This is a genomic window from Thermobifida fusca NBRC 14071 = JCM 3263 (genome assembly GCF_001592045.1).
GTDB lineage: Bacteria > Actinomycetota > Actinomycetes > Streptosporangiales > Streptosporangiaceae > Thermobifida > Thermobifida fusca.
The window spans coordinates 1-18,197 of record NZ_BCWB01000045.1 but is presented as its reverse complement, the minus strand read 5'-3'; the positions used below and the strand labels follow the sequence as shown (position 1 = coordinate 18,197).

Sequence of the window (18,197 nt, the reverse complement as noted above, 5' to 3'; positions counted from 1 at the left end):
GCTAGGTGGCGACTCCCGTAGCAGTCGCCACGAAAGTGTCGACGGACTCGTGGATGGTGAAGACCTCGTCCAGACCGGTAATCTGCAGAATCCTGCGGACTGCGGGTCGGGGAGCTGCGAGTTCAAGGTCGCCGTTGTTTCCGCGTGCCTGTTTGAGCGCCGCTAGGAGCACCCCCAGGCCGGTGGAGTCGCAGAATTCCACCTCGCCCAGGTCGACCACGGTCTTCCCACCGGACACCACCGCGTCGGCGAGTTCCCCCCGGAGCACCGGCGCGGTGTACAGGTCAATCTCCCCACAAACGGATACTATTACGTGATCTAGGCGATACTTCTTTGAGATCTTCAGCTCCACAGGGCTGACTGTAGCGACCGGAGGCCGACCTCGGCCAGCGCCCGAACGGTGTTTCGCCCTACCGTTTCCTTCCCGTGCGTTTTCCGCGCTGACCGGCGCAAACACGGTGAAGCGTCATGCCGAGGAGGCACGCGGCAGTTCTGCAACGGCTTCCGTCACCGCGATCACTGGAATGTCGATCATCGCCCACACCGTGGTGGTGTTCGCATCCAGCTCCGTGCCCCACTTCGCGGAGATCTGCTGCACAATGCCCAAACCGCGGCCGCCCCGGGCCGAAACCGACGGCCCCGCTACCCGCGGCAGGGTCTCCCCGCCCCCGTCGCTCACCGCGATCTCCACCCAGTGGCCGCCGTCCTCCTGGCTCTCCTGGTCCTCGGCACACACCAAGCGCCACGCCACCCGGACCCGGTTCGGCGGGTACGGCGGGGGGAGCGGGCTCGCATGCCGCAGCGCGTTGACCAGCAGTTCAGTGAGGACAAGTGCAGCATCGTCCACGAGCGACCGAGCAATCCCCGCAGCACGGAGGTCAGCGCACAGGTATCGGCGCGCAACGGCGACGCTCGACAACGCATATGGCAACAGTACGGCCCGCGACACGTCCCCACTCCTCAGTTCTCCGAAGGCCCGCCCGCCGCCCTGCTCTCCCGGGGCAGCGACCCTACCCGTCTCCTGGTTGTGCTGGTTCTCGGCTGATCAGCGCGCGACGCCGTCCCTGAATACCACCAGGTGCGGGATGCCCGGTTCGGCTTTCCAGGAAACCCGCGTGCCCGTGGCGGTATCCCCCCCGCGGTCCTCGACTGCCGAATTGATGTCCGCACCCCCAGCCAGGTTTTTCTACTCTCCCATCCGAGACGCCCGTAGGGCCGGAAACGCACTGTAATGTGAATCTCATCTGCGTTTCTCCTGGTCGACGGGCATACGAGGCTTTTGTCCGCGACTGCGGCGGCTCTGCCGCCGCCCGGAGACACCGCGGGCCGCCTACAGGCCCGCCCCACCGTGGGAAGACCAGAACAGAAAATCGCCGCGACACCAAGACGACAGCCGCGGACACGCCCTCCAGCCGGGCACAGGCCGGCGTGCCGTGCCCGCAGCACTCCTCGCCTGCGGGCGATCCCGTCTCCCTTCCGACAGCAGGAAAGGGCCGCCGCAGCGGCCCCCACGCTGAGCGCTCGTGCAGCCCGCCTAGAGCACGACCGGAGGCTCTCCCGTCTCACTCACCATGGGACGCCGCGCCAGCGCCCAGGCGCTCATCCCCCCAGCGACGTTCGCGGCCCGCCACCCTGCCTCGTTGAGGGCCTGGACGGCACGTGCGGAGCGTCCACCGACCCGGCACAGGACATACACCTGGGTGTCCTTGGGAATCTCCGCGGCGCGCTCCGCCAGTTGCCCCAGCGGAATGTGGACGGCGTTAGGCGCGTGCCCTGCCCGCCACTCGTCCTCCTCGCGCACGTCGAGCAGGTAGCCGTTCTCCGGAACCGCGCTCACCTCGACCACCGGAATGCTGACACCGGACACCTAGACCCCTCTCCGCACTGAGAAGATCACGATCAGTAGCAAACGGAAACCCTATCCCGTTCGTACGCGTTTGACAGAGTATGCGCCGTCTCGTTACCGCCGCCGTGGGAATCCCGGTCACCGCTGTCTGCATCCTGCTCTGCGGCTGCAGCCCCGCCACCGACACCTCGCCGCCCGCCACCACACCCGGCGTCTCCCCGCAGCCACAGACCGAACTGACCATCGAACGCTTCTCCGCCGTCGAGGACAGCCCCACGCCCCGCGCCGAGCCCTCGCCAGACGTGTGGACGCTCACCTGTGGACCAGCCGGCGGCACCCACCCCGACCCTGCAGCAGCCTGCGCCGCCCTCGACCGCGCCGGCACCGACGTGTTCGAACCGGTTCCCGCCGACCAGCCCTGCATCCTCGTCTACGGGGGCCCGGAAACCGCCACCGTGCGAGGACGCATCGACCACACGGACGTCAACGCCGAGTTCTCCCGCACCAACGGCTGCGAAATCGCCCGATGGGAGCAACTCGCCCCGCTCCTCGACCCGTAGCCGTCGGAAAAGAACAAGGCCCCGGCACTGCCGGGGCCGCTTGTGGGCGGGGAGGGATTTGAACCCTCACATCCTCTCGGACACACGGACCTGAACCGTGCGCGTCTACCGTTCCGCCACCCGCCCGAGTGGCATTTCATTGCCATTGTATCCGCCGTTGACAGTGCCCTGACCCTGCGGGTTCGGGATCCCTGTCCGCGGTGTGCCTCAAGGCTAGCACGGTCTCAGAGGAGTCCGTGCATCTTTTCTCCTTCACCGGTCACTTGGTAACGACTCCGTCCAGTGAAGCAAAAGAGGCCTTAGCCCGGTTACGATCATCTCATCGGGACGTGGAGTCAAGGGAGGTACCTCGTGGGAGTGCTTCAACGCTTCGAGCGCCGGCTCGAAGGGATGATCGAAGGCACCTTCGCGCGAGCCTTCAAGTCGGAGCTCCAGCCCGTCGAGGTCGCCAGCAACGTGCAACGCGAGATGGACGAACGCGCCGCGATCGTCGCTCAAGGCCGCACCCTGGTCCCTAACGACTTCGTCGTGGAACTCTCCGCCTCCGACAGGGAGCGCCTCGCCGTCTACGCCGACAACCTCGGCCAGGAACTCTCCAAACTCGCCCGCGAGTATGCAACCGAACAAGGCTACTCGTTCGTTGGTCCCGTGCGGGTGAGATTCGAGACGGCCGACGACCTCCAAACCGGTCGCTTCCGGGTTCGCTCCGCGGTGATCCGCGGAGACACTGTCAAGGACGGCGAAATCATCAAACCGGTCACCGACCATCCCCGCCGCGGTAGCGTGATTCCAGGACGTCCCCGACTGCTGCTGTCGCCCGGCGGCGCAGCAGCCGACGGCTCCCTCACCGCTCAGGGAGCCCAGCAGGCCTACGAGCTCACCTCCGAGGTGACGCTCCTGGGTCGGGGTACCGACTGCGACCTGCGCCTGGTGGACAACGGGGTCTCACGCCACCACGCCGAGATCCGGCTGGAAGGAAACGAGGCCATCCTGGTGGACCTGAACTCCACCAACGGGACGTTCGTCAACGGCCAGCAGGTCCAACGGGCCCGCCTCGTGGACGGCAGCCGGATCAGCCTCGGCAGAACCACCATGACCTTCCGGCGGGACTAAACAACTGAACGGAACCGAGACCCGCAACGTTACGCGACGGAGCGGGTCTTCCTCCATAGCTACACCCGTGAGAATGACCTATCCCCCGACCGAGACTTTATTCCGAATACCGCTTCAATCGGGCACAATAACCGGGTCCAATGGGTTCACCTGGCTTCCGAGGCGGTAGACACGGTTCAACGCGACAGCATGCGCTGGCGGAGCCATCACCGCTGACCCAGCCGGAGCACGACAGGGGCTGAAGAGCACTGCAATGTCCGAGTTGACTCTCTTGTTGATCAAGCTCGCGTTCCTCGCGGTGCTGTGGCTGTTCATCATCATGGCGGTGGGAGTGATCCGCACCGACCTGTTCGGCCCGGCCACCAGCAAGAAACGCAGCTCCGCCCGCGGCCGAGAGGCCGGACGCCCCAGGCCTGCCCGCCCTGCACGCAGGCGACGCAACGAACCTCGCTCCCTCGTGATCGTCAAAGGCCCCCTCGCCGGGACGAGTATCGACCTCACCTCCCAGCCGATTATCATCGGCCGCGCCAAAGACTCCACGCTCGTCATCAACGATGACTACGCCTCAGGTCGCCACGCCCGGCTCTTCCCCGACAACGGCCGCTGGATCGTCGAGGACCTCGGTTCAACGAACGGCACCTACCTCGGCCAGTCCCGCCTGACCCGTCCCCAGCCCGTCTCCATCGGACAGCCCATTCGCATCGGCAAGACCGTTCTGGAACTACGCAAATGACTATCGCACTTCGCTACGCGGCGTACTCCGACGTCGGCTGCCTGCGAGAGGGCAACGAAGACTCCGGTTACGCGGGCCCCAACCTGCTGGTCGTGGCTGACGGGATGGGAGGTCACGCGGGCGGCGAAATCGCCAGCTCCCTGGCCGTGCACTCGCTGATGCCTCTCGACGAGGACATCCCCAGCGGCGAGATGGTCAAAGCCCTCCAGGAAGCTGTCGCGGCAGCAAACGAGGCACTGGCCCGCAAGGTCATCGAAGAGCCCCACCTCGAAAACATGGGCACCACCCTGACCGCCATGCTGTGGTCAGGCTCCCGCATGGTCCTCGTTCACGTGGGCGACTCCCGCGCCTACCAGCTCCGCAACAACGAGCTCAAACAGATCACCAGCGACCACACCCTCGTGCAGACCCTGGTCGACGAAGGCAAGATCACCGAGGACGAGGTCGCCACCCACCCCCAACGCTCCCTCCTCCTCCGCGCCATCCAAGGCCAAGGCCGCGTCGACCCGGACGTCTCCGTGTGGAAAGCCGAAGTCGGCGACCGCTACCTCCTCTGCTCCGACGGCCTGTCGGGTGTGGTGAGCAAAGAAACAATCCACGAAACCCTCGCCAGCGCTCCCACCCCCGCAGATGCGGCGTCCCGCCTCATCGAACTCGCCCGCCGCGGCGGCGGACCCGACAACATCACCGCGGTCGTCGCCGACGTCATCGACACCGCCATCGACCCGGTGGGGCCCACCGCTACCCCCACCGTGGTTGGCGCGGCAAGCCAACGCCGCGAACCCTTCTTCACCCCCTCTGACACCCCTGCGGGACGCGCCCAGGAACTCGCCCGCGCCACCACCGCCAACGCTGGCGACACCGCCGAAATGGAGCGCATCCCCCCCTACGAACCGGAGGAAGACGACTTCGAACCGCCCCGCACCCGCCGCTGGTGGCCGATGGTGGTCACTTTCCTCATCATCGTGGCCGTCGTGGCCGGCGTGGGCTTCTACTTCGGCCGCCAATTCCTCCTCAGCCAGTACTTCGTGGGGGCGAGCCCCGACGGCGAAGTCGCCATCTACCAAGGCATCAACACCGACATCGCGGGCTATAGCCTGGCTACTGAACTGCAGCGCACCGGCATCCCCCTCGACGGGCTCCCCGTCACCGAACGCGAGTCGGTTGAGCGCAGTATCACCGTCGACAGCCTCAGCGAGGCCGAAGAGCGGGTCGCTGCCCTACGGGAGACCTTCGAAAACTGCCAGCGTGACCCTGCCTCCTGCGGCCTCGACGACGCCGACGACGACCCCCAGCCGCCGGTCACCCCCAGCCGGGGCACGACGACGGACACACCAGCAGGAGGACCCTCCGCCCCCACCCCCGCCACCGACGCGGAGCAGCGGGCGAACGACGCGCAGGGCAATGGAGGCCAGCAATGAGCGAGGCACTGTCGGCCGCGCTGCCGCCGGTCAAACGGCGCAACGCCGAACTGGTCATGCTGCTGTTCGCGATCGGCATCACGCTGTTCGCGCTCATTGAAGCCAGCCTGACCCGCAACGGTGAAATGCCGCCGAACCTCTTCCTGTACGGCGGGCTGTTCGGCGGGCTGGCGCTGCTCGCGCACGTCTTCATCCGGTTCTTCGCCCCCTACGCCGACCCGCTGCTGCTCCCGCTGGCCACCCTGCTCAACGGACTGGGCATCGCCATGCTGTGGCGCCTGTTCGAAGCCACGGGCGACACTTCGCGAGGCAGCGCGATGGACCAGTTGATCCTCACCGCTGCCAGCCTGGTCGTCTTCGCGGCGATCGTGTACTTCCTCAAAGAACCCCGCGTCCTGCAGCGCTACCCCTACATCACGGCGCTCACCGCGGTGTTCCTGCTCCTGCTCCCCCTCATCCCCGGCCTGGGCATGACCATCAACGGTGCCCGCCAGTGGATCAACCTGGGGATCACCAGCCTCCAGCCGTCCGAGTTCGCCAAGATCGCGCTGGTCATCTTCCTCTCCGGCTACATGGTCACCAAGCGCGACGTGCTCTCACTGGTCAGCAAGCCGCTGAAAATCGGCCGGGTCAAAGTGCTCGACCTGCCCCGGATGCGCGACACGGCGCCGATGGCAGTCATGTGGGGCTTCTGCATCATCGTCCTGGTCATCCTCATGAACGACCTGGGCACCTCGCTGCTGCTGTTCGGCACCTTCCTCGCCATGATCTACGTGGCCACGCAGCGCTCCTCGTGGATCATCCTGGGCCTGACCGCGTTCTTCGGGGCCTGCGTCATGCTGTACCCGCTGGTCCCCCACTTCCGCACCCGCGTGGTCACCTGGCTGGACGCCTTCAACCCCGAAGTGTTCTGCACCGACGAGGTCATCGCCAACAACGCCGACGCTTTCTGCGTGCAAGCCGGGCAGAACAGCCAGCAGCTCGTCCAAGGCCTGTTCGCCATGGGAGAGGGCGGCATCCTGGGCGCCGGACTCGGCGGCGGCAAGCCCGGCCACGTCCCCGAAGTGCAGAACGACTTCATCTTCAGCGCCTTCGGCGAGGAGCTCGGGCTCACCGGTCTCATGGTGATGCTGCTGGCGCTGGCCCTGCTCGCCCAGCGCGGCATGCGCATCGCCCTCGCCTCCCGAGAGCTGTTCGTCAAAATGTTCGCCTCGGGCATCTCCTTCCTCATCGCTTTCCAGAGCTTCGTGGTCATCGGCGGCGTCACCCGCGTCATCCCGATGACCGGTGCCACCATCCCCTTCGTGGCCAAGGGTGGTTCAGCCCTGCTGTCTAGCTGGATCATGCTCGCCCTACTGGTCCGGATGAGCAACAACGCCCGCAAACCGGCCCCCGTGGCCATCCAGGACGAGGGTGCGACCCAGGTGATCTCCCGATGAACAAGCCCATTCGCAGACTCGCGGTGTTCTCCCTGGCCTTGTTCGGGGTGCTGCTGCTGAACACCACCTGGATCCAGGCGTTCCAAGCCGATTGGCTCCGCGAGCACGAGTTCAACCGGCGCGACGTCGCCGAACGGACCTCCCTGCCGCGCGGCCCAATCGTGGTGGGCAACGAACAGATCGCCACCTCCACCTACAACGAGGACGGGGAGTACTACCAGCGCGAGTACCCTGAAGGGGAGCTGTACGCGCACCCGGTGGGCGTGTTCAACCCGATGGGGAACTTCGGTATCGAACAGACCCACAACTCCTACCTCGACGGTTCCGACGAAAGCCTCATGGTCCGCAACTTCCTGGACATGCTGACCGGAACCGAGCCCCAGGGTGCTTCCGTCGTCCTCACCCTCAACCCGGACGCCCAGCGGGCAGCCCTGGAAGGGCTGAAGGCGTACGCCACCAACGGCCGGGGAGCAGCCGTCGCCCTCGACCCGAAGACCGGCGCGGTGCTGGCCGCGGCCTCCATCCCCACCTACGACCCGAACTCGGTCGCTGACCTGAGCGACGTCAACACCTCGGTGGAGAACTGGAACAAGCTGGCCGACGACAAGAACCAGCCCCTGCTCAACCGGGCCTTCAACGAGCTCTACCCGCCCGGCTCCACGTTCAAGATCGTCACCGCCGCCACGGCCCTGGAAAACGGCCACACCATCGAATCCACTATTGACGCGCCCGCGTCGATCCAGATCGGCGGCAGCCAGCTCCCGAACGCGTTCAGCGGCCCGTGCAACGGCGGGGCACCCGACTCGATCGCGCACTCGATCGAGATCTCCTGCAACACCTCGATGGCGAACTGGGCCATCGAACTGGGCGCTGAAGCCCTGCACGAGCAGGCCACCGCTTTCGGGTTCAACTCCGGCCCGATGGACATCCCCGTCCGGGTGACGGAAAGCTCCGCACCGCTGGAGCCCGACGACAACCTGCGCGCCCAGATGGGCATCGGGCAAGGCCAGTTGCAGGCCACCCCGCTGCAGATGGCGATGGTCGCAGCCGCGGTAGCCAACGACGGCACCCTCATGCAGCCCTACCTCGTCCAAGAGATTCTCGGACCGGACATGTCCGAGATCGAGTCCACCACCCCCAAGGTGCTCAGCGAAGCAATCAGCGCCAACACTGCCGAACAGCTCACCCAGGCCATGATCCTGGTCACTGAAGGAGACGAAGGCAGTGGCAAAACCGCGGCGATCCCCGGTATCCAAGTAGCGGGGAAAACCGGTACCGCTGAGGTCGGCGACGGCGACACCCACAACTGGTTCATCTCCTTCGCTCCCGCTGACGACCCCCAGGTCGCGGTGGCGGTCGTCATCGAGCGCGGTAACGCCAGCGGTGGCACTCTGGCGGCTCCGGTAGCCAAAGCGATCATGGAAGCAGTGATCAACGGTGAGTGAGACCCCTGAGCGCGGACTTGGTTCACGGGCCGGGGTGGTACTGGTCGACCGGTACCGCCTCGACGAGCGCATCGGCGTGGGCGGCATGGGCGAAGTGTGGCGGGCCACCGACATACTGCTCAGCCGCCCCGTGGCAGTGAAGCTCCTGCACCTTGCCCAGGTCAGTGACCCGGTCTCACAACAGCGCTTCCGCACCGAAGCGCAGATCACTGCGGCGCTGTCGCACCCGAACATCGCCCAGGTCTACGACTACGGCGAACAGGACGGCTTCTCCTTCCTGGTCATGGAGCTGATCACGGGGGAGTCGCTGTCCGCCATCATCAAACGCAACCCAGGCCTCGACCCCGACATCACCCTGGACGTGGTGGACCAAGCCGCCCAGGCGCTGTCCGCCGCCCACGCCAACGGGGTCATCCACCGCGACATCAAACCGGGCAACCTGCTGGTGACCGAAGACGGCACGGTGAAGCTCACCGACTTCGGTATTGCCCGCGGCAACGAGTCAGTGACCCTCACCCAGACCGGCATGGTGATGGGCACTGCCCAGTACATCTCCCCGGAGCAGGTATCGGGAAAACCCGCCAGTCCGCTGTCGGACATCTACGCGCTGGGCATCGTCGCCTACGAGTGCCTGGCGGGCCACCCGCCCTTCACCGCGGACACTCCGCTGGCGCTGGCACTCGCCCACTCCCGGGAGCCTCCCCCGCCCCTGCCGGACAGCGTGCCGCCCGCGGTGCGGGAACTAGTGGAGTGCATGCTGGCCAAAGACCCGCAGGAGCGCCCCTCGTCTGCTGCCGAAGTATCCCAGTGGGCCCAGCGGCTCCGCGCCGCACTCAACGGAGGAGACGCCACCGAGGCGCTAGGACTGGTGTCGGCCACGGCGGCCACCGCAGTGGTCCCCGCCCAGCCCGGCCCTCCTACCGGGGACAGCACCCCCGTTGACGGCCCGCATTCGGGCGCTCAAGCTCAGACGTGGCCTCCCCCGCAAGGCAAGGACTCGGATAGAGTTGCCGAGAGATCTGCAGCACCGAACAGCCGCCTGAACCTACCCGTCGTGTTCGCTCTGATCGCAACCGTCGGAGCTGTCGCGGTGGGGATCTTCCTGGTCGGGCTGCTGGGGAAGGAACCTGGTACCAATGGGGCTCCAACCAGTCATCGGTCGGTCGTCCCGACACTCTCTCGATCCCCCGACACAACAGAGAACATAACGACCGACTCGCAGACCCCTGTCCCAGACAATCCCGGCGGTCAGCTTCCCCCGCTCAACGACGAGCCGGAGGAGAGCTACTCGCCGGCCCCGCACCCAGAACCAACGACGCCTCCACAGTCCGAGTACCCCTCCCCACCCGGGGACGGCGCCGACTCCACACCCGATCCCGGGGAGGAACCCGGTGGCCCTTCGGACGAGGACGACGCGGATGGCGGCGGTGCGGCACCGGGCGGTCCCACCGGAGGCACCGGTGAGGAGTCGCGAGGCTCCACGCCGCCCTGACGGCCGCTCAGGTCCTTTCACGACTGTGAGGAACAGTTCACGACATGTCTCAGCCACGGCTCCTTGGTGGCCGCTACCAACTTGAGGCCCCCGTTGGGCGGGGTGGCATGGCCGAGGTCTTCCGTGCCCGTGACCTCCGTCTCGACCGGCTGGTGGCCGTCAAGACCCTGCGCTCAGACCTCGCCCGGGACCCCACCTTCCAGGCCCGCTTCCGCAGGGAGGCGCAATCCGCTGCCTCTCTGAACCACCCGTCGATCATCGCTGTGTACGACACCGGCGAGGACGTGATCGACGGCGTACCCATCCCGTACATCGTCATGGAGTACGTGGACGGGCGCACCCTCAAGGAGCTGCTCGAGGACAACCGGCGTCTGCTGCCCGAGCGGACGCTGGAGATCACCGACGGCATCCTCCGAGCCCTGGCGGCGGCCCATGCCCGAGGCATCGTGCACCGCGACATCAAACCGGCCAACGTCATGCTGACCCGGCAGGCCGAGGTCAAGGTCATGGACTTCGGCATCGCCCGGGCCATGAACGACGCCCAGGCCACGATGACGCAGACCTCACAGGTCATCGGCACCGCCCAGTACCTCTCCCCGGAGCAGGCACGCGGTGAGCGCGTCGACGTCCGCAGCGACATCTACTCCACCGGCTGCGTGCTGTACGAGCTGCTGACCGGCCGTCCGCCGTTCGTGGGCGACTCTCCGGTGTCTATCGCCTACCAGCACGTGCGGGAGGAGCCGATCCCGCCGACGGAGCTGGACCCGGAGATCCCGGAGTGGATCGAAGCGATCGTGCTGCGCGCAATGGCCAAGGACCGCGAGCAGCGCTACCAGACTGCGGAGGAGATGCGCGCCGACATCCAGCGCGGCCTCCAAGGCATGCCGACCGCGGCCAGCACGATGGCGCTCTCCGCGGCGAACGACGGGGCGACGACCGCGCTTCCCCCCACCCGGGACGACGGCTACGACGATTACGACGACTACCCGTACGACGACGAGGACCGTCGCCGCGGCAGCGGAAACAAGGTGCTGTGGGTGCTTTTGGGGACCGCAGTGCTGGCGGCCGCCGCGTTCCTCGGCTGGCTGCTGTTCAACCCGGGTACCGACAACATCACGATCCCCAACGTGGCGGGCATGTCGGTGGAGGAGGCCACCGAGACGCTGCAGGAGAAAGGCTTCGAGAACATCGAAGTCGCCGACGAGCCGACCCCGAGCAACGAGATTGAAGAGGGAAAGGTGGTCGGCACCGACCCGGAGATCGGGGAGACAGTCCCGCCGGACACGGAGATCACCATTCTCATCTCCGGTGGACCGGAGATGATTGAAATGCCTGACCTGGTGGGGATGAGCCAGGCGGACGCGCTCGGGGAGATCAACCGGGCCGGCCTGGCACGCGGCGAGATCACCCACCAAGAGTCTGACGAGCCGCAAGGCACCGTGCTGTCCACCGACCCCAAGGCGGGGACCGAGGTGGAGCCGGGGACCAAGGTCAACCTGGTGGTCGCCAAGGCCAGCACCAAGGTCGAGGTGCCGAGCCTCGCCGGCATGAACGAGGACCAGGCCCGGGAACGGCTCGCCGAGCTGGGTCTGACCCTCGAGGCGCAGACCCAGGAGACCAGCGACGCGACCCCGGGGACCGCGATCGCCCAGTCTCCGCAGGCGGGCACCAAGGTGGAGCGCGGCACCACGGTCACGGTGACCTTCGCCAAGGAACCGCAGCGACCGGAGCCGCCGACCCCGCCGGATCCGGGCTCGCCGGGCGACGAGACTCCCTTCCCACCGTTCCCGCCGGACATGGAGGAATGGAACCCGTTCAGCAGGCGCGGTGAGGGAGACTGACCACTGACGCCGGGGGCCGTACGATCCGCGGATCGTACGGCCCCCACCAGCGTCGATAACGGTCCGTCGTGAGAAGTATTCGCCCGCACGTCCGGTTGTGCCGTAGACTGCGTACCGTCTCGGAGTATCTTTCGATCACCTGTATTTGGAGCAGCGACCGTGCCCAAGTCTCGCGTTCGCAAGAAGAAGGCTGTTTACACGCCACCCCCGACGGCTCCCCAGCCGAAGATCGGCGGGCGCTGGGTGCTCCCGGTCATGCTGACGTTCTTCGTCCTGGGCATCCTGTGGATCGGGACCTACTACATCATCGGCAACTTCATCCCGGTCTCGTTCCTGGAGAAGCAGCCCAACTGGAACCTGGCTATCGGGTTCAGCGGCATCATCATGGCGCTGATCGTCTCCACACGCTGGCGTTGATTGTCCACAGGACATAAGTGGCGCTGTTTTCCCAGCTCAGCAGGGATATTGTGAGCTTTATCCACAACTTATTCACAAGGTTATCCACAGAGTTATCCACAGGCTGGTTCCAGCGCCACCACACGGATTTCCCGGCAGCACAGCCGGCATAGCAGGCCACACCGTCGCAAAGACGAACCCCAGCCGGCGGCCCGCGCCTCACCCCAGCGACGCGATCGGTGCCACCGCTATCGCGACGCCCAGCAGCACCAGGTAGGCCACGGTGACCCCTCCGTGCCAGAGCGCGCGCTGCCACGGCTTGCTCTCCCTGCCCGCCTTCGGCGGAAGGTAGGCATACCCCAAGCCCAGCAGCAGACCGCTCACGAGACCGCCGATGTGCGCGGTCCAGGAAATCCCCGGCACCAGGAAGGTGATCAACAGGTTGGCGACAAGCAGGCCCAGGATGAACCGGGTGTCCAACCTGAGCCGCTTACCGAACACGAAGACCGCGCCGAACAGTCCGAAGATCGCCCCAGACGCCCCCACCGACATCACTGTCGGCTGCACCAGCAGTCCAAGCACCGACCCGCCGAGGGCGCTCACTCCCCACAGTGCCGCGTAACGCAGGTGGCCGAGCCACCGCTCCAACTGCGGCCCCAGCACGTACAGCGCGAACCCGTTGAACGCCAAGTGCATGAGGCCGCCGTGCAGGAACACCCCGGTGAGCAGGCGGTACCACTGGTGCCACGCCAGGACCGCCCCGCCCCACATCCCGAACTCGTAGACGAGCGGATCAGCGGTGGTGCCGAGCCGGACGAGACCGCCCGAGGACACGACCTGGGCCGCGAACACTGCACCGATCAGCCCCAGCAGCGCCCAGGTCACATAGGGCTTGGCGATGATCCTGCCCCCGAAGACGGTGCGCGCCTCTCGCACACTCCGGTTCCCCTCAGCGACGCATTCCACGCACTGGAACCCGACCGAGTCCTCCCGCATGCAGTCCGGGCAGATGTACCGGTTGCACCGGCGGCACCGGACATAGGTCTCGCGCCCCGGGTGTCGGTAGCAGACCGGGACCGCCTGGGACGTCGGTTCAGAACTGGGAGAGGCGCTCATACCGCTTCGCCTACCTACGTTCGATCGTGACGGACTCGAGGACGACCGGCTCCAAAGGCTTGTCCATCTGGTCGGTGGCGACCTCGGAGATCGCCACAGCCACCTCACTGCCTTCGACAACCTCACCGAAGATCGTGTGACGGCCGTTGAGCCAGTCGGTGGGCGTCACAGTGATGAAGAACTGGGAGCCGTTGCTGTTCGGGCCGGCGTTCGCCATCGCCAGCAGGTAAGGGCGGTCGAACTTCAACGACGGGTGGATCTCGTCGTTGAACTTGTATCCGGGGCCACCGCGTCCATTACCCAGCGGGTCGCCGCCCTGGATCATGAAGTCCTTGATGACCCGGTGAAACACCGTGCCGTCGTAGAGCTTGCTCGTCGTCGGCCGTCCCGTGCGGGGGTCCACCCACTGTTTGGTTCCCTCGGCGAGCCCGACGAAGTTCGCCACCGTCTCCGGCGCCTTGTCGGGGAAGAGCCTGACGACAATCGTGCCCTTGGTGGTGTTCAGCCGAGCGAAGAGCTCCTTGGTGTCGGACACCCGAATACCTTTCCGTTGCGGATGCTTACCCCTGACACGTTACCGCCCGTTCAGCTCCCCCATTACTGCCCCGTCCGGTCCGCCAGCGGAAAAAGAGACTTCAGACACGACCTTCAACACGTGATTGGCCACGATCAACCACGTATGTTGAGATAACACCCCGATAACGGGCGAGTCGAAAGCTTCGGGACTGACGTCTCAGGTATAGAACGTCCTGCTCGGGGGGAGGGCACCGAGCAGCCTGCGAACCAAAGGAGGACCACGTGTCGATCGTGTTGCAGCGTGGACAGACCAAGAAGGGAGCCGAGGAGGCCCTGAGCCGTCTACAGGAGGTAGCCCGGGAGCAGGCAGAACGGTTTGCCCCCTACGCCGCGCAAGCCAAAGAGGCCGCAGTCCAGCGCATTGAACAGGCCCGAGGGTGGACCGCTCCCCGGCTCCATAGCGCGGCCCAGCGCGTGGAGGACACCGTGGCTCCCCGCGTCGCCGAACTGCTGAGCACCGCCGCGCAGAAAGTGGACCCTGCCCCCGCCCCTCCGCGCCGTAAGCTGCCGCGCGCGCTCGTCTACGTCGGTGCCGGAGTCCTCGGCCTCGCCGCCGTGTACGCCGTGCTGCGGCTGCGCCAGGCCGCCCAGGACGCCGAGTGGCACGCCCACCTGGAGAACGCCCGGGAGCAGGTGCGTCAGACCCGCCAGCAGCTCGCTGCGCGAGCCCGCCAGACCCGTGGAAAGCTCTGGGACAGCCCCGAAGCCGCTGAGACCGCAGCACCCCCCGAGGCTGCGGCCACCGGGTCCACCTCGAGCGAGTTGAACAGCCAGATCAAACAGTAACCACCGTCCCTGTGTCGTCCACGAACGCTGGGCCCCGCACGATGCGGGGCCCAGCGTTCGTACTGCCTTCACTGAAGCGGCGGCGTTTCTGGGGGGCGGGGATGCTCTTTGACGATGTCGATGGTGAGCGGATACTTCCAGTTGCTTCCGATCAGCGAGGCCACCCCACCGACCAGCGGGAGGAAGACCCACCCCAGGAACAAGAAAAGGTAGATGGGGATCGTGACGAGCAGGAAGATAGCGAACGGCGCCAGCACGGTGGCGATGAGCAAGTTCAGGTGGTAGTTGAGCGCTCGGATCGCCTGGGTACGCGCGTACGGGGAGCCGTTTTTGACCAGCATCACGATCAGCGGGCCCAGGACGGGGAGGAAGTACCCCGACAGGTGACCGCCTGCCGCCCAGAGACGCTCCTCCTTCGTCGGTTCCCCTTGCTGCACGGGGTGCGGGACTGCCGCTGAAGCGGGGGTAAGAGACAGGTCGGCGACCAGCGGCTGCAAGTCTCCCCGGGTTTTCGCTTTCATCGCCCGGCTCAACCGCTCGTCGAGCTCCTCCTCGTCGAGCTGTCCTTCCGCGTACGCATCCCGGAGCATTTCCGCGATGCGGTCACGTTCCGCATGGGTAACGCGCATCTGGGACGGCGGGACGGGGCGTCCCCCATAAGAGGGGATTGGAGGTGTCGGATTGCTCACGGCCACGTTCACTCCCTGCCGCGCTCTATGGGTGTCCTCTGGCTGTTCTTCCGCTGCGTGAAGTCTGTGTGTCTCTTTCTATCGTTCAGGGGATGCGGCACTCTGCGCCAGCGGGATTTCCCTGAAAATCCCCTGATACGCACTTCTGTCACCGGCGGCTCATCAGAAGTATCGCCTGTGGCCAACAGACGCACGCCCTCAAGGAAACGTTCCACGCGACGCCGCGGGTTCCGCACCGGGTCTTCGTCACAGGCGAGGACGAGCAGCCGCCTATCCCCGCTGTGCCGTTGGCGGCCGCGACTCGTCCCAGCGGGCAGGGGAGGACTGCTGCCCCGCGAAGACCCCGCGGATGGGCGGTGTCCACTCCCTTAGACGCTTGGAGCCGGCTCGGTGAGAGAGGAAGACCGCATACCCCCTGTAGGAGCACGTGGCTTGGCCAAGGCCGTGAAACGGGCAGAGGAGCGGCGCTGCTGGGCCTCACGCGCCCCTTGAGGGCACTGTGCCGAGGCCTAGACATGCGAAACGGAGACCTCCGGGGAGGTCTCCGTCCCAGTTCTGATCTGCTGCTGTGGAGCCAAGGGGAGTCGAACCCCTGACCTCCGGTATGCAAAACCGGCGCTCTGCCAGCTGAGCTATGGCCCCTCGGCACATACTCATTGTCGCATGTTTCTACAACAACGATTGAAGAGCATACCGCTCTTTCGCCTCGGGTGGGCAACCGGTGGTCCAACAACCGGAGGACAGCGCCAGGGTTCTGTCGGTGGAGTCCGGTGATGTCTCCGCTCAGCTCTCGTTAGCCGCCGTGGCCTCGGTCCAGAGGTCCAGCTCGGCGCGGTCAGCCTGGATCTTGCGGTAGATGGCGAACGCTCCGAGGGCCACCAGCACCAGGACGAGGATCTTCTTCACGTTCACGGTGAGGACCCCTTTACTTTCTTGTGGGATGTTGAGAACGAGACTTCACGCACAGCCCTAGGCCAGGCTGATGAGTCACAGCCGACAGGTCGGTCCCCGTCCACAGGTCCGCCAAACCGGGCCTAAGGCGTCTTTACAGCGCTTTATGGGTTGCTCTTCAGCAGCCTAGCAACCTCACAGCACTGTCACCTTGAATAGCGTACGGTGACGCGCCTGCCGCCACTCCTTGATTTTTTCATTATCGTCTTCGAAAGCCGGTAAACGAGACCGGGATTGCGACCGTCCCCTGGCCACACTAGGACACCAAATACCGGTTGACTCACATCTGGCTGCCGTGTCCTCCGGCTTTCCTCCCCGTCCATCACGGGATGCCCTGGTGTGCGGGCAGCCTGCCCCACGACGCAGCACAGCGGCGCTGCTCCGGCAGGAGTCGGAGTGCGGCCCGACGTCGTACTCGGCGAGCACCGGGCTCGCCTCCCCTGCTGTCCAGGCGTGGCTTCACGAGGGTTTCGGAGCCTCAGGCCTGTTCAAGCACCCGGCACGCTTCGGGAAGGCGCTCGTGGCCGACTCTGCCGGCCTGAGGCATGCCGCGTCCAGCCCCGCGGGCAAATCCTGAGACTTCCAGCGGTACACCGGCGGTTCCAAGCAGTGAAGCTGCAGGAAGGCTGCGCGGTTTTCCCCGGGAAATCACGCAAACTCTGACGCGATAAACCGGAATCGCTACGGTGAGCTACAGGCAATGCGTTCCCAGAAATATTCATCTTTGTGTCAGGGAACGTATTGGTTATGCTCGCCACTCTCTCCTTAGGGAGAAAGCGATGATTTCGATCTGAAGACCGCGTACGATGCGGTTGAGTCAGGAGGACATCGAAGCTTCCGTCCACTCATAGGAAACCGATGAATTACCCCATTGATGACGTCGAGCAGGTGATTGAGGCGACGGAGAGGGAGTTCCCCCCGTCTACGCGCTCCAGGCTGATTGCGAAGCTCCGCAAGGGGATTCACCTCGACGACGCCGCACGCGAATTGGGCACGACTCCACAACGCGTGTTCGCCGCGGCACGTGTCCTCCGCGAGTTCGGGGACCAACTCGACGCCACTCTCATGGCGGAACGTGACCCTGCTCTGCCGCACGGTACCGTCACCGGCTACAACAAGCGGTGCCGTTGCCCCGAGTGCCGTGCCGCCATCCAACGGCGGATGTGACCCTGCTTGAGCCCGTATTCGCAGGTCAGACCAGTAAATCCCGAGAATGAGGTGAGATGTCCTAGAACGTCGCTCAGTTCTTTTTATTTTCTCAGCCAGACACATGCTTATTGATCTTGCATTCGGGGAACCGCGTCATCATGAACGAGCATGTGGACTGGGCTGCGATGAGCGATGAAGAGTTCATAGCGCTGGTGCGCCAGTTGCTCGAGGTGCCTGCGGGGGTGGATTCCGAAGAGGATTGACACCCCTTTCTTGGTTTGTGGTCGGTTCTTTTCCCGGGTCGCATCCATCGAAACGTTCCCCATAGAGACATGAGCGCCAGTTAGGGTGGCCCGTCTCTCGTTGAGGCCTGCGATTCCGGTTGGGGGGCAGACCGGTGGTTCGGGGATTCTCCACCGAGCTGGCTCGGAGACACTCGACAACCACCAGGCGTCCTGAACGCCGGCCTGGTCGAGCGTGGCGGCGGAACGGGAACAGATCCGTCCGCATGCGCAGGTTGACCTGTTGAGCCCTCGTCGCCCCAGTTTTCTTCCCAGGGGCCTGTGGCCGTGCAGCGACGGCGGAACTCCTGCCTCGTCCTGCAAGCCGAATTCTGTAGGTCCAGTATTTGTTTTAACGCAGAG

General features: G+C 65.6%; 18 protein-coding genes and 2 tRNA genes. 11 read left to right on the top strand and 9 right to left on the bottom strand.

The genetic code is table 11. The features are described 5' to 3' along the window. Position 1: 1 nt before the first annotated feature. The 3 genes from TF1_RS11885 to TF1_RS11875 form a co-directional block, all read right to left on the bottom strand. Positions 2-340, bottom strand: coding sequence for an STAS domain-containing protein (locus TF1_RS11885; protein WP_370492689.1), 339 nt, complete (start codon positions 338-340; stop codon positions 2-4). A 126-nt stretch (positions 341-466) separates the two neighbouring features. Then, a complete protein-coding gene (locus tag TF1_RS11880) occupies positions 467-949 on the bottom strand; it encodes an ATP-binding protein (RefSeq protein WP_051122445.1) in 483 nt (160 codons plus the stop codon). A gap of 585 nt (positions 950-1,534) precedes the next feature. Continuing rightward, positions 1,535-1,867 (bottom strand): rhodanese-like domain-containing protein, encoded by a 333-nt coding sequence (locus TF1_RS11875; RefSeq protein WP_011293475.1) that lies wholly within the window; start codon positions 1,865-1,867, stop codon positions 1,535-1,537. Positions 1,868-1,947: 80 nt separating this feature from the next. Between TF1_RS11875 and TF1_RS11870 the strand changes: the two genes are divergently transcribed. Then, on the top strand, positions 1,948-2,406 hold the full coding sequence (locus TF1_RS11870) for an SSI family serine proteinase inhibitor (RefSeq protein WP_016187940.1): 459 nt from the start codon (positions 1,948-1,950) through the stop codon (positions 2,404-2,406). A gap of 43 nt (positions 2,407-2,449) precedes the next feature. Here the strand turns inward: TF1_RS11870 and TF1_RS11865 are convergent. Next, a tRNA-Leu gene (locus tag TF1_RS11865) sits at positions 2,450-2,532 on the bottom strand. A 225-nt stretch (positions 2,533-2,757) separates the two neighbouring features. Here TF1_RS11865 and TF1_RS11860 point away from each other — a divergent pair. The 8 genes from TF1_RS11860 (at position 2,758) to TF1_RS11825 (ending at position 12,307) form a co-directional block, all read left to right on the top strand. Continuing rightward, the gene (locus TF1_RS11860) at positions 2,758-3,519 is read left to right on the top strand and encodes an FhaA domain-containing protein (protein ID WP_011293477.1); all 762 of its coding nucleotides are present in this window, start codon (positions 2,758-2,760) and stop codon (positions 3,517-3,519) included. 253 nt (positions 3,520-3,772) lie between these two features. Then, positions 3,773-4,252 carry an FHA domain-containing protein FhaB/FipA gene (locus TF1_RS11855; protein ID WP_011293478.1) on the top strand — a complete coding sequence of 160 codons (480 nt, stop codon included), beginning with the start codon at positions 3,773-3,775 and terminating at the stop codon, positions 4,250-4,252. Then, on the top strand, positions 4,249-5,673 hold the full coding sequence (locus tag TF1_RS11850; RefSeq protein ID WP_011293479.1) for a Stp1/IreP family PP2C-type Ser/Thr phosphatase: 1,425 nt from the start codon (positions 4,249-4,251) through the stop codon (positions 5,671-5,673). The genes TF1_RS11855 and TF1_RS11850 overlap by 4 nt, the downstream gene beginning before the upstream one ends. After that, a complete protein-coding gene (locus TF1_RS11845; RefSeq protein ID WP_011293480.1) occupies positions 5,670-7,112 on the top strand; it encodes an FtsW/RodA/SpoVE family cell cycle protein in 1,443 nt (480 codons plus the stop codon). The genes TF1_RS11850 and TF1_RS11845 overlap by 4 nt, the downstream gene beginning before the upstream one ends. Continuing rightward, entirely contained in the window at positions 7,109-8,557 is a 1,449-nt protein-coding gene (locus TF1_RS11840; protein WP_011293481.1) for a peptidoglycan D,D-transpeptidase FtsI family protein, read from the top strand. The genes TF1_RS11845 and TF1_RS11840 overlap by 4 nt, the downstream gene beginning before the upstream one ends. Then, a complete protein-coding gene (locus tag TF1_RS11835; RefSeq protein ID WP_061783897.1) occupies positions 8,550-10,049 on the top strand; it encodes a serine/threonine-protein kinase in 1,500 nt (499 codons plus the stop codon). The genes TF1_RS11840 and TF1_RS11835 overlap by 8 nt, the downstream gene beginning before the upstream one ends. A 44-nt stretch (positions 10,050-10,093) precedes the next feature. Further along, positions 10,094-11,890 (top strand): Stk1 family PASTA domain-containing Ser/Thr kinase, encoded by a 1,797-nt coding sequence (pknB, locus tag TF1_RS11830; protein ID WP_011293483.1) that lies wholly within the window; start codon positions 10,094-10,096, stop codon positions 11,888-11,890. Positions 11,891-12,049: 159 nt separating this feature from the next. Then, a complete protein-coding gene (locus tag TF1_RS11825; RefSeq protein WP_038042970.1) occupies positions 12,050-12,307 on the top strand; it encodes a cell division protein CrgA in 258 nt (85 codons plus the stop codon). Positions 12,308-12,505: 198 nt separating this feature from the next. On the opposite strand, the gene TF1_RS11820 is transcribed toward TF1_RS11825, so the two are convergent. Together TF1_RS11820 and TF1_RS11815 are read right to left on the bottom strand one after the other, a co-directional pair. Further along, complete coding sequence (locus TF1_RS11820; RefSeq protein WP_338010685.1) at positions 12,506-13,222, bottom strand: rhomboid family intramembrane serine protease; 717 nt, start codon at positions 13,220-13,222, stop codon at positions 12,506-12,508. A 190-nt stretch (positions 13,223-13,412) separates the two neighbouring features. Beyond that, complete coding sequence (locus tag TF1_RS11815) at positions 13,413-13,937, bottom strand: peptidylprolyl isomerase (protein ID WP_011293486.1); 525 nt, start codon at positions 13,935-13,937, stop codon at positions 13,413-13,415. Between the two features lie 263 nt (positions 13,938-14,200). On the opposite strand from TF1_RS11815, the gene TF1_RS11810 reads away from it, so the two are divergent. Further along, positions 14,201-14,764: a hypothetical protein gene (locus TF1_RS11810; protein ID WP_061783896.1), complete on the top strand. Its 564-nt coding sequence runs from the start codon at positions 14,201-14,203 to the stop codon at positions 14,762-14,764. A 68-nt stretch (positions 14,765-14,832) separates the two neighbouring features. Here TF1_RS11810 and TF1_RS11805 read toward each other — a convergent pair whose 3' ends face one another. The 3 genes from TF1_RS11805 to TF1_RS16380 all read right to left on the bottom strand — a co-directional run bounded on the left by TF1_RS11805 (position 14,833) and on the right by TF1_RS16380 (position 16,359). Then, positions 14,833-15,453 carry a DUF1707 and DUF4870 domain-containing protein gene (locus TF1_RS11805; RefSeq protein ID WP_227480952.1) on the bottom strand — a complete coding sequence of 207 codons (621 nt, stop codon included), beginning with the start codon at positions 15,451-15,453 and terminating at the stop codon, positions 14,833-14,835. 569 nt (positions 15,454-16,022) lie between these two features. Further along, a tRNA-Ala gene (locus tag TF1_RS11800) sits at positions 16,023-16,095 on the bottom strand. A gap of 141 nt (positions 16,096-16,236) precedes the next feature. Continuing rightward, positions 16,237-16,359, bottom strand: coding sequence for a DLW-39 family protein (locus TF1_RS16380; RefSeq protein ID WP_218016133.1), 123 nt, complete (start codon positions 16,357-16,359; stop codon positions 16,237-16,239). A gap of 903 nt (positions 16,360-17,262) precedes the next feature. Here TF1_RS16380 and TF1_RS11795 point away from each other — a divergent pair. Beyond that, the gene (locus TF1_RS11795) at positions 17,263-17,571 is read left to right on the top strand and encodes a hypothetical protein (RefSeq protein ID WP_011293491.1); all 309 of its coding nucleotides are present in this window, start codon (positions 17,263-17,265) and stop codon (positions 17,569-17,571) included. Positions 17,572-18,197 lie beyond the last annotated feature (626 nt).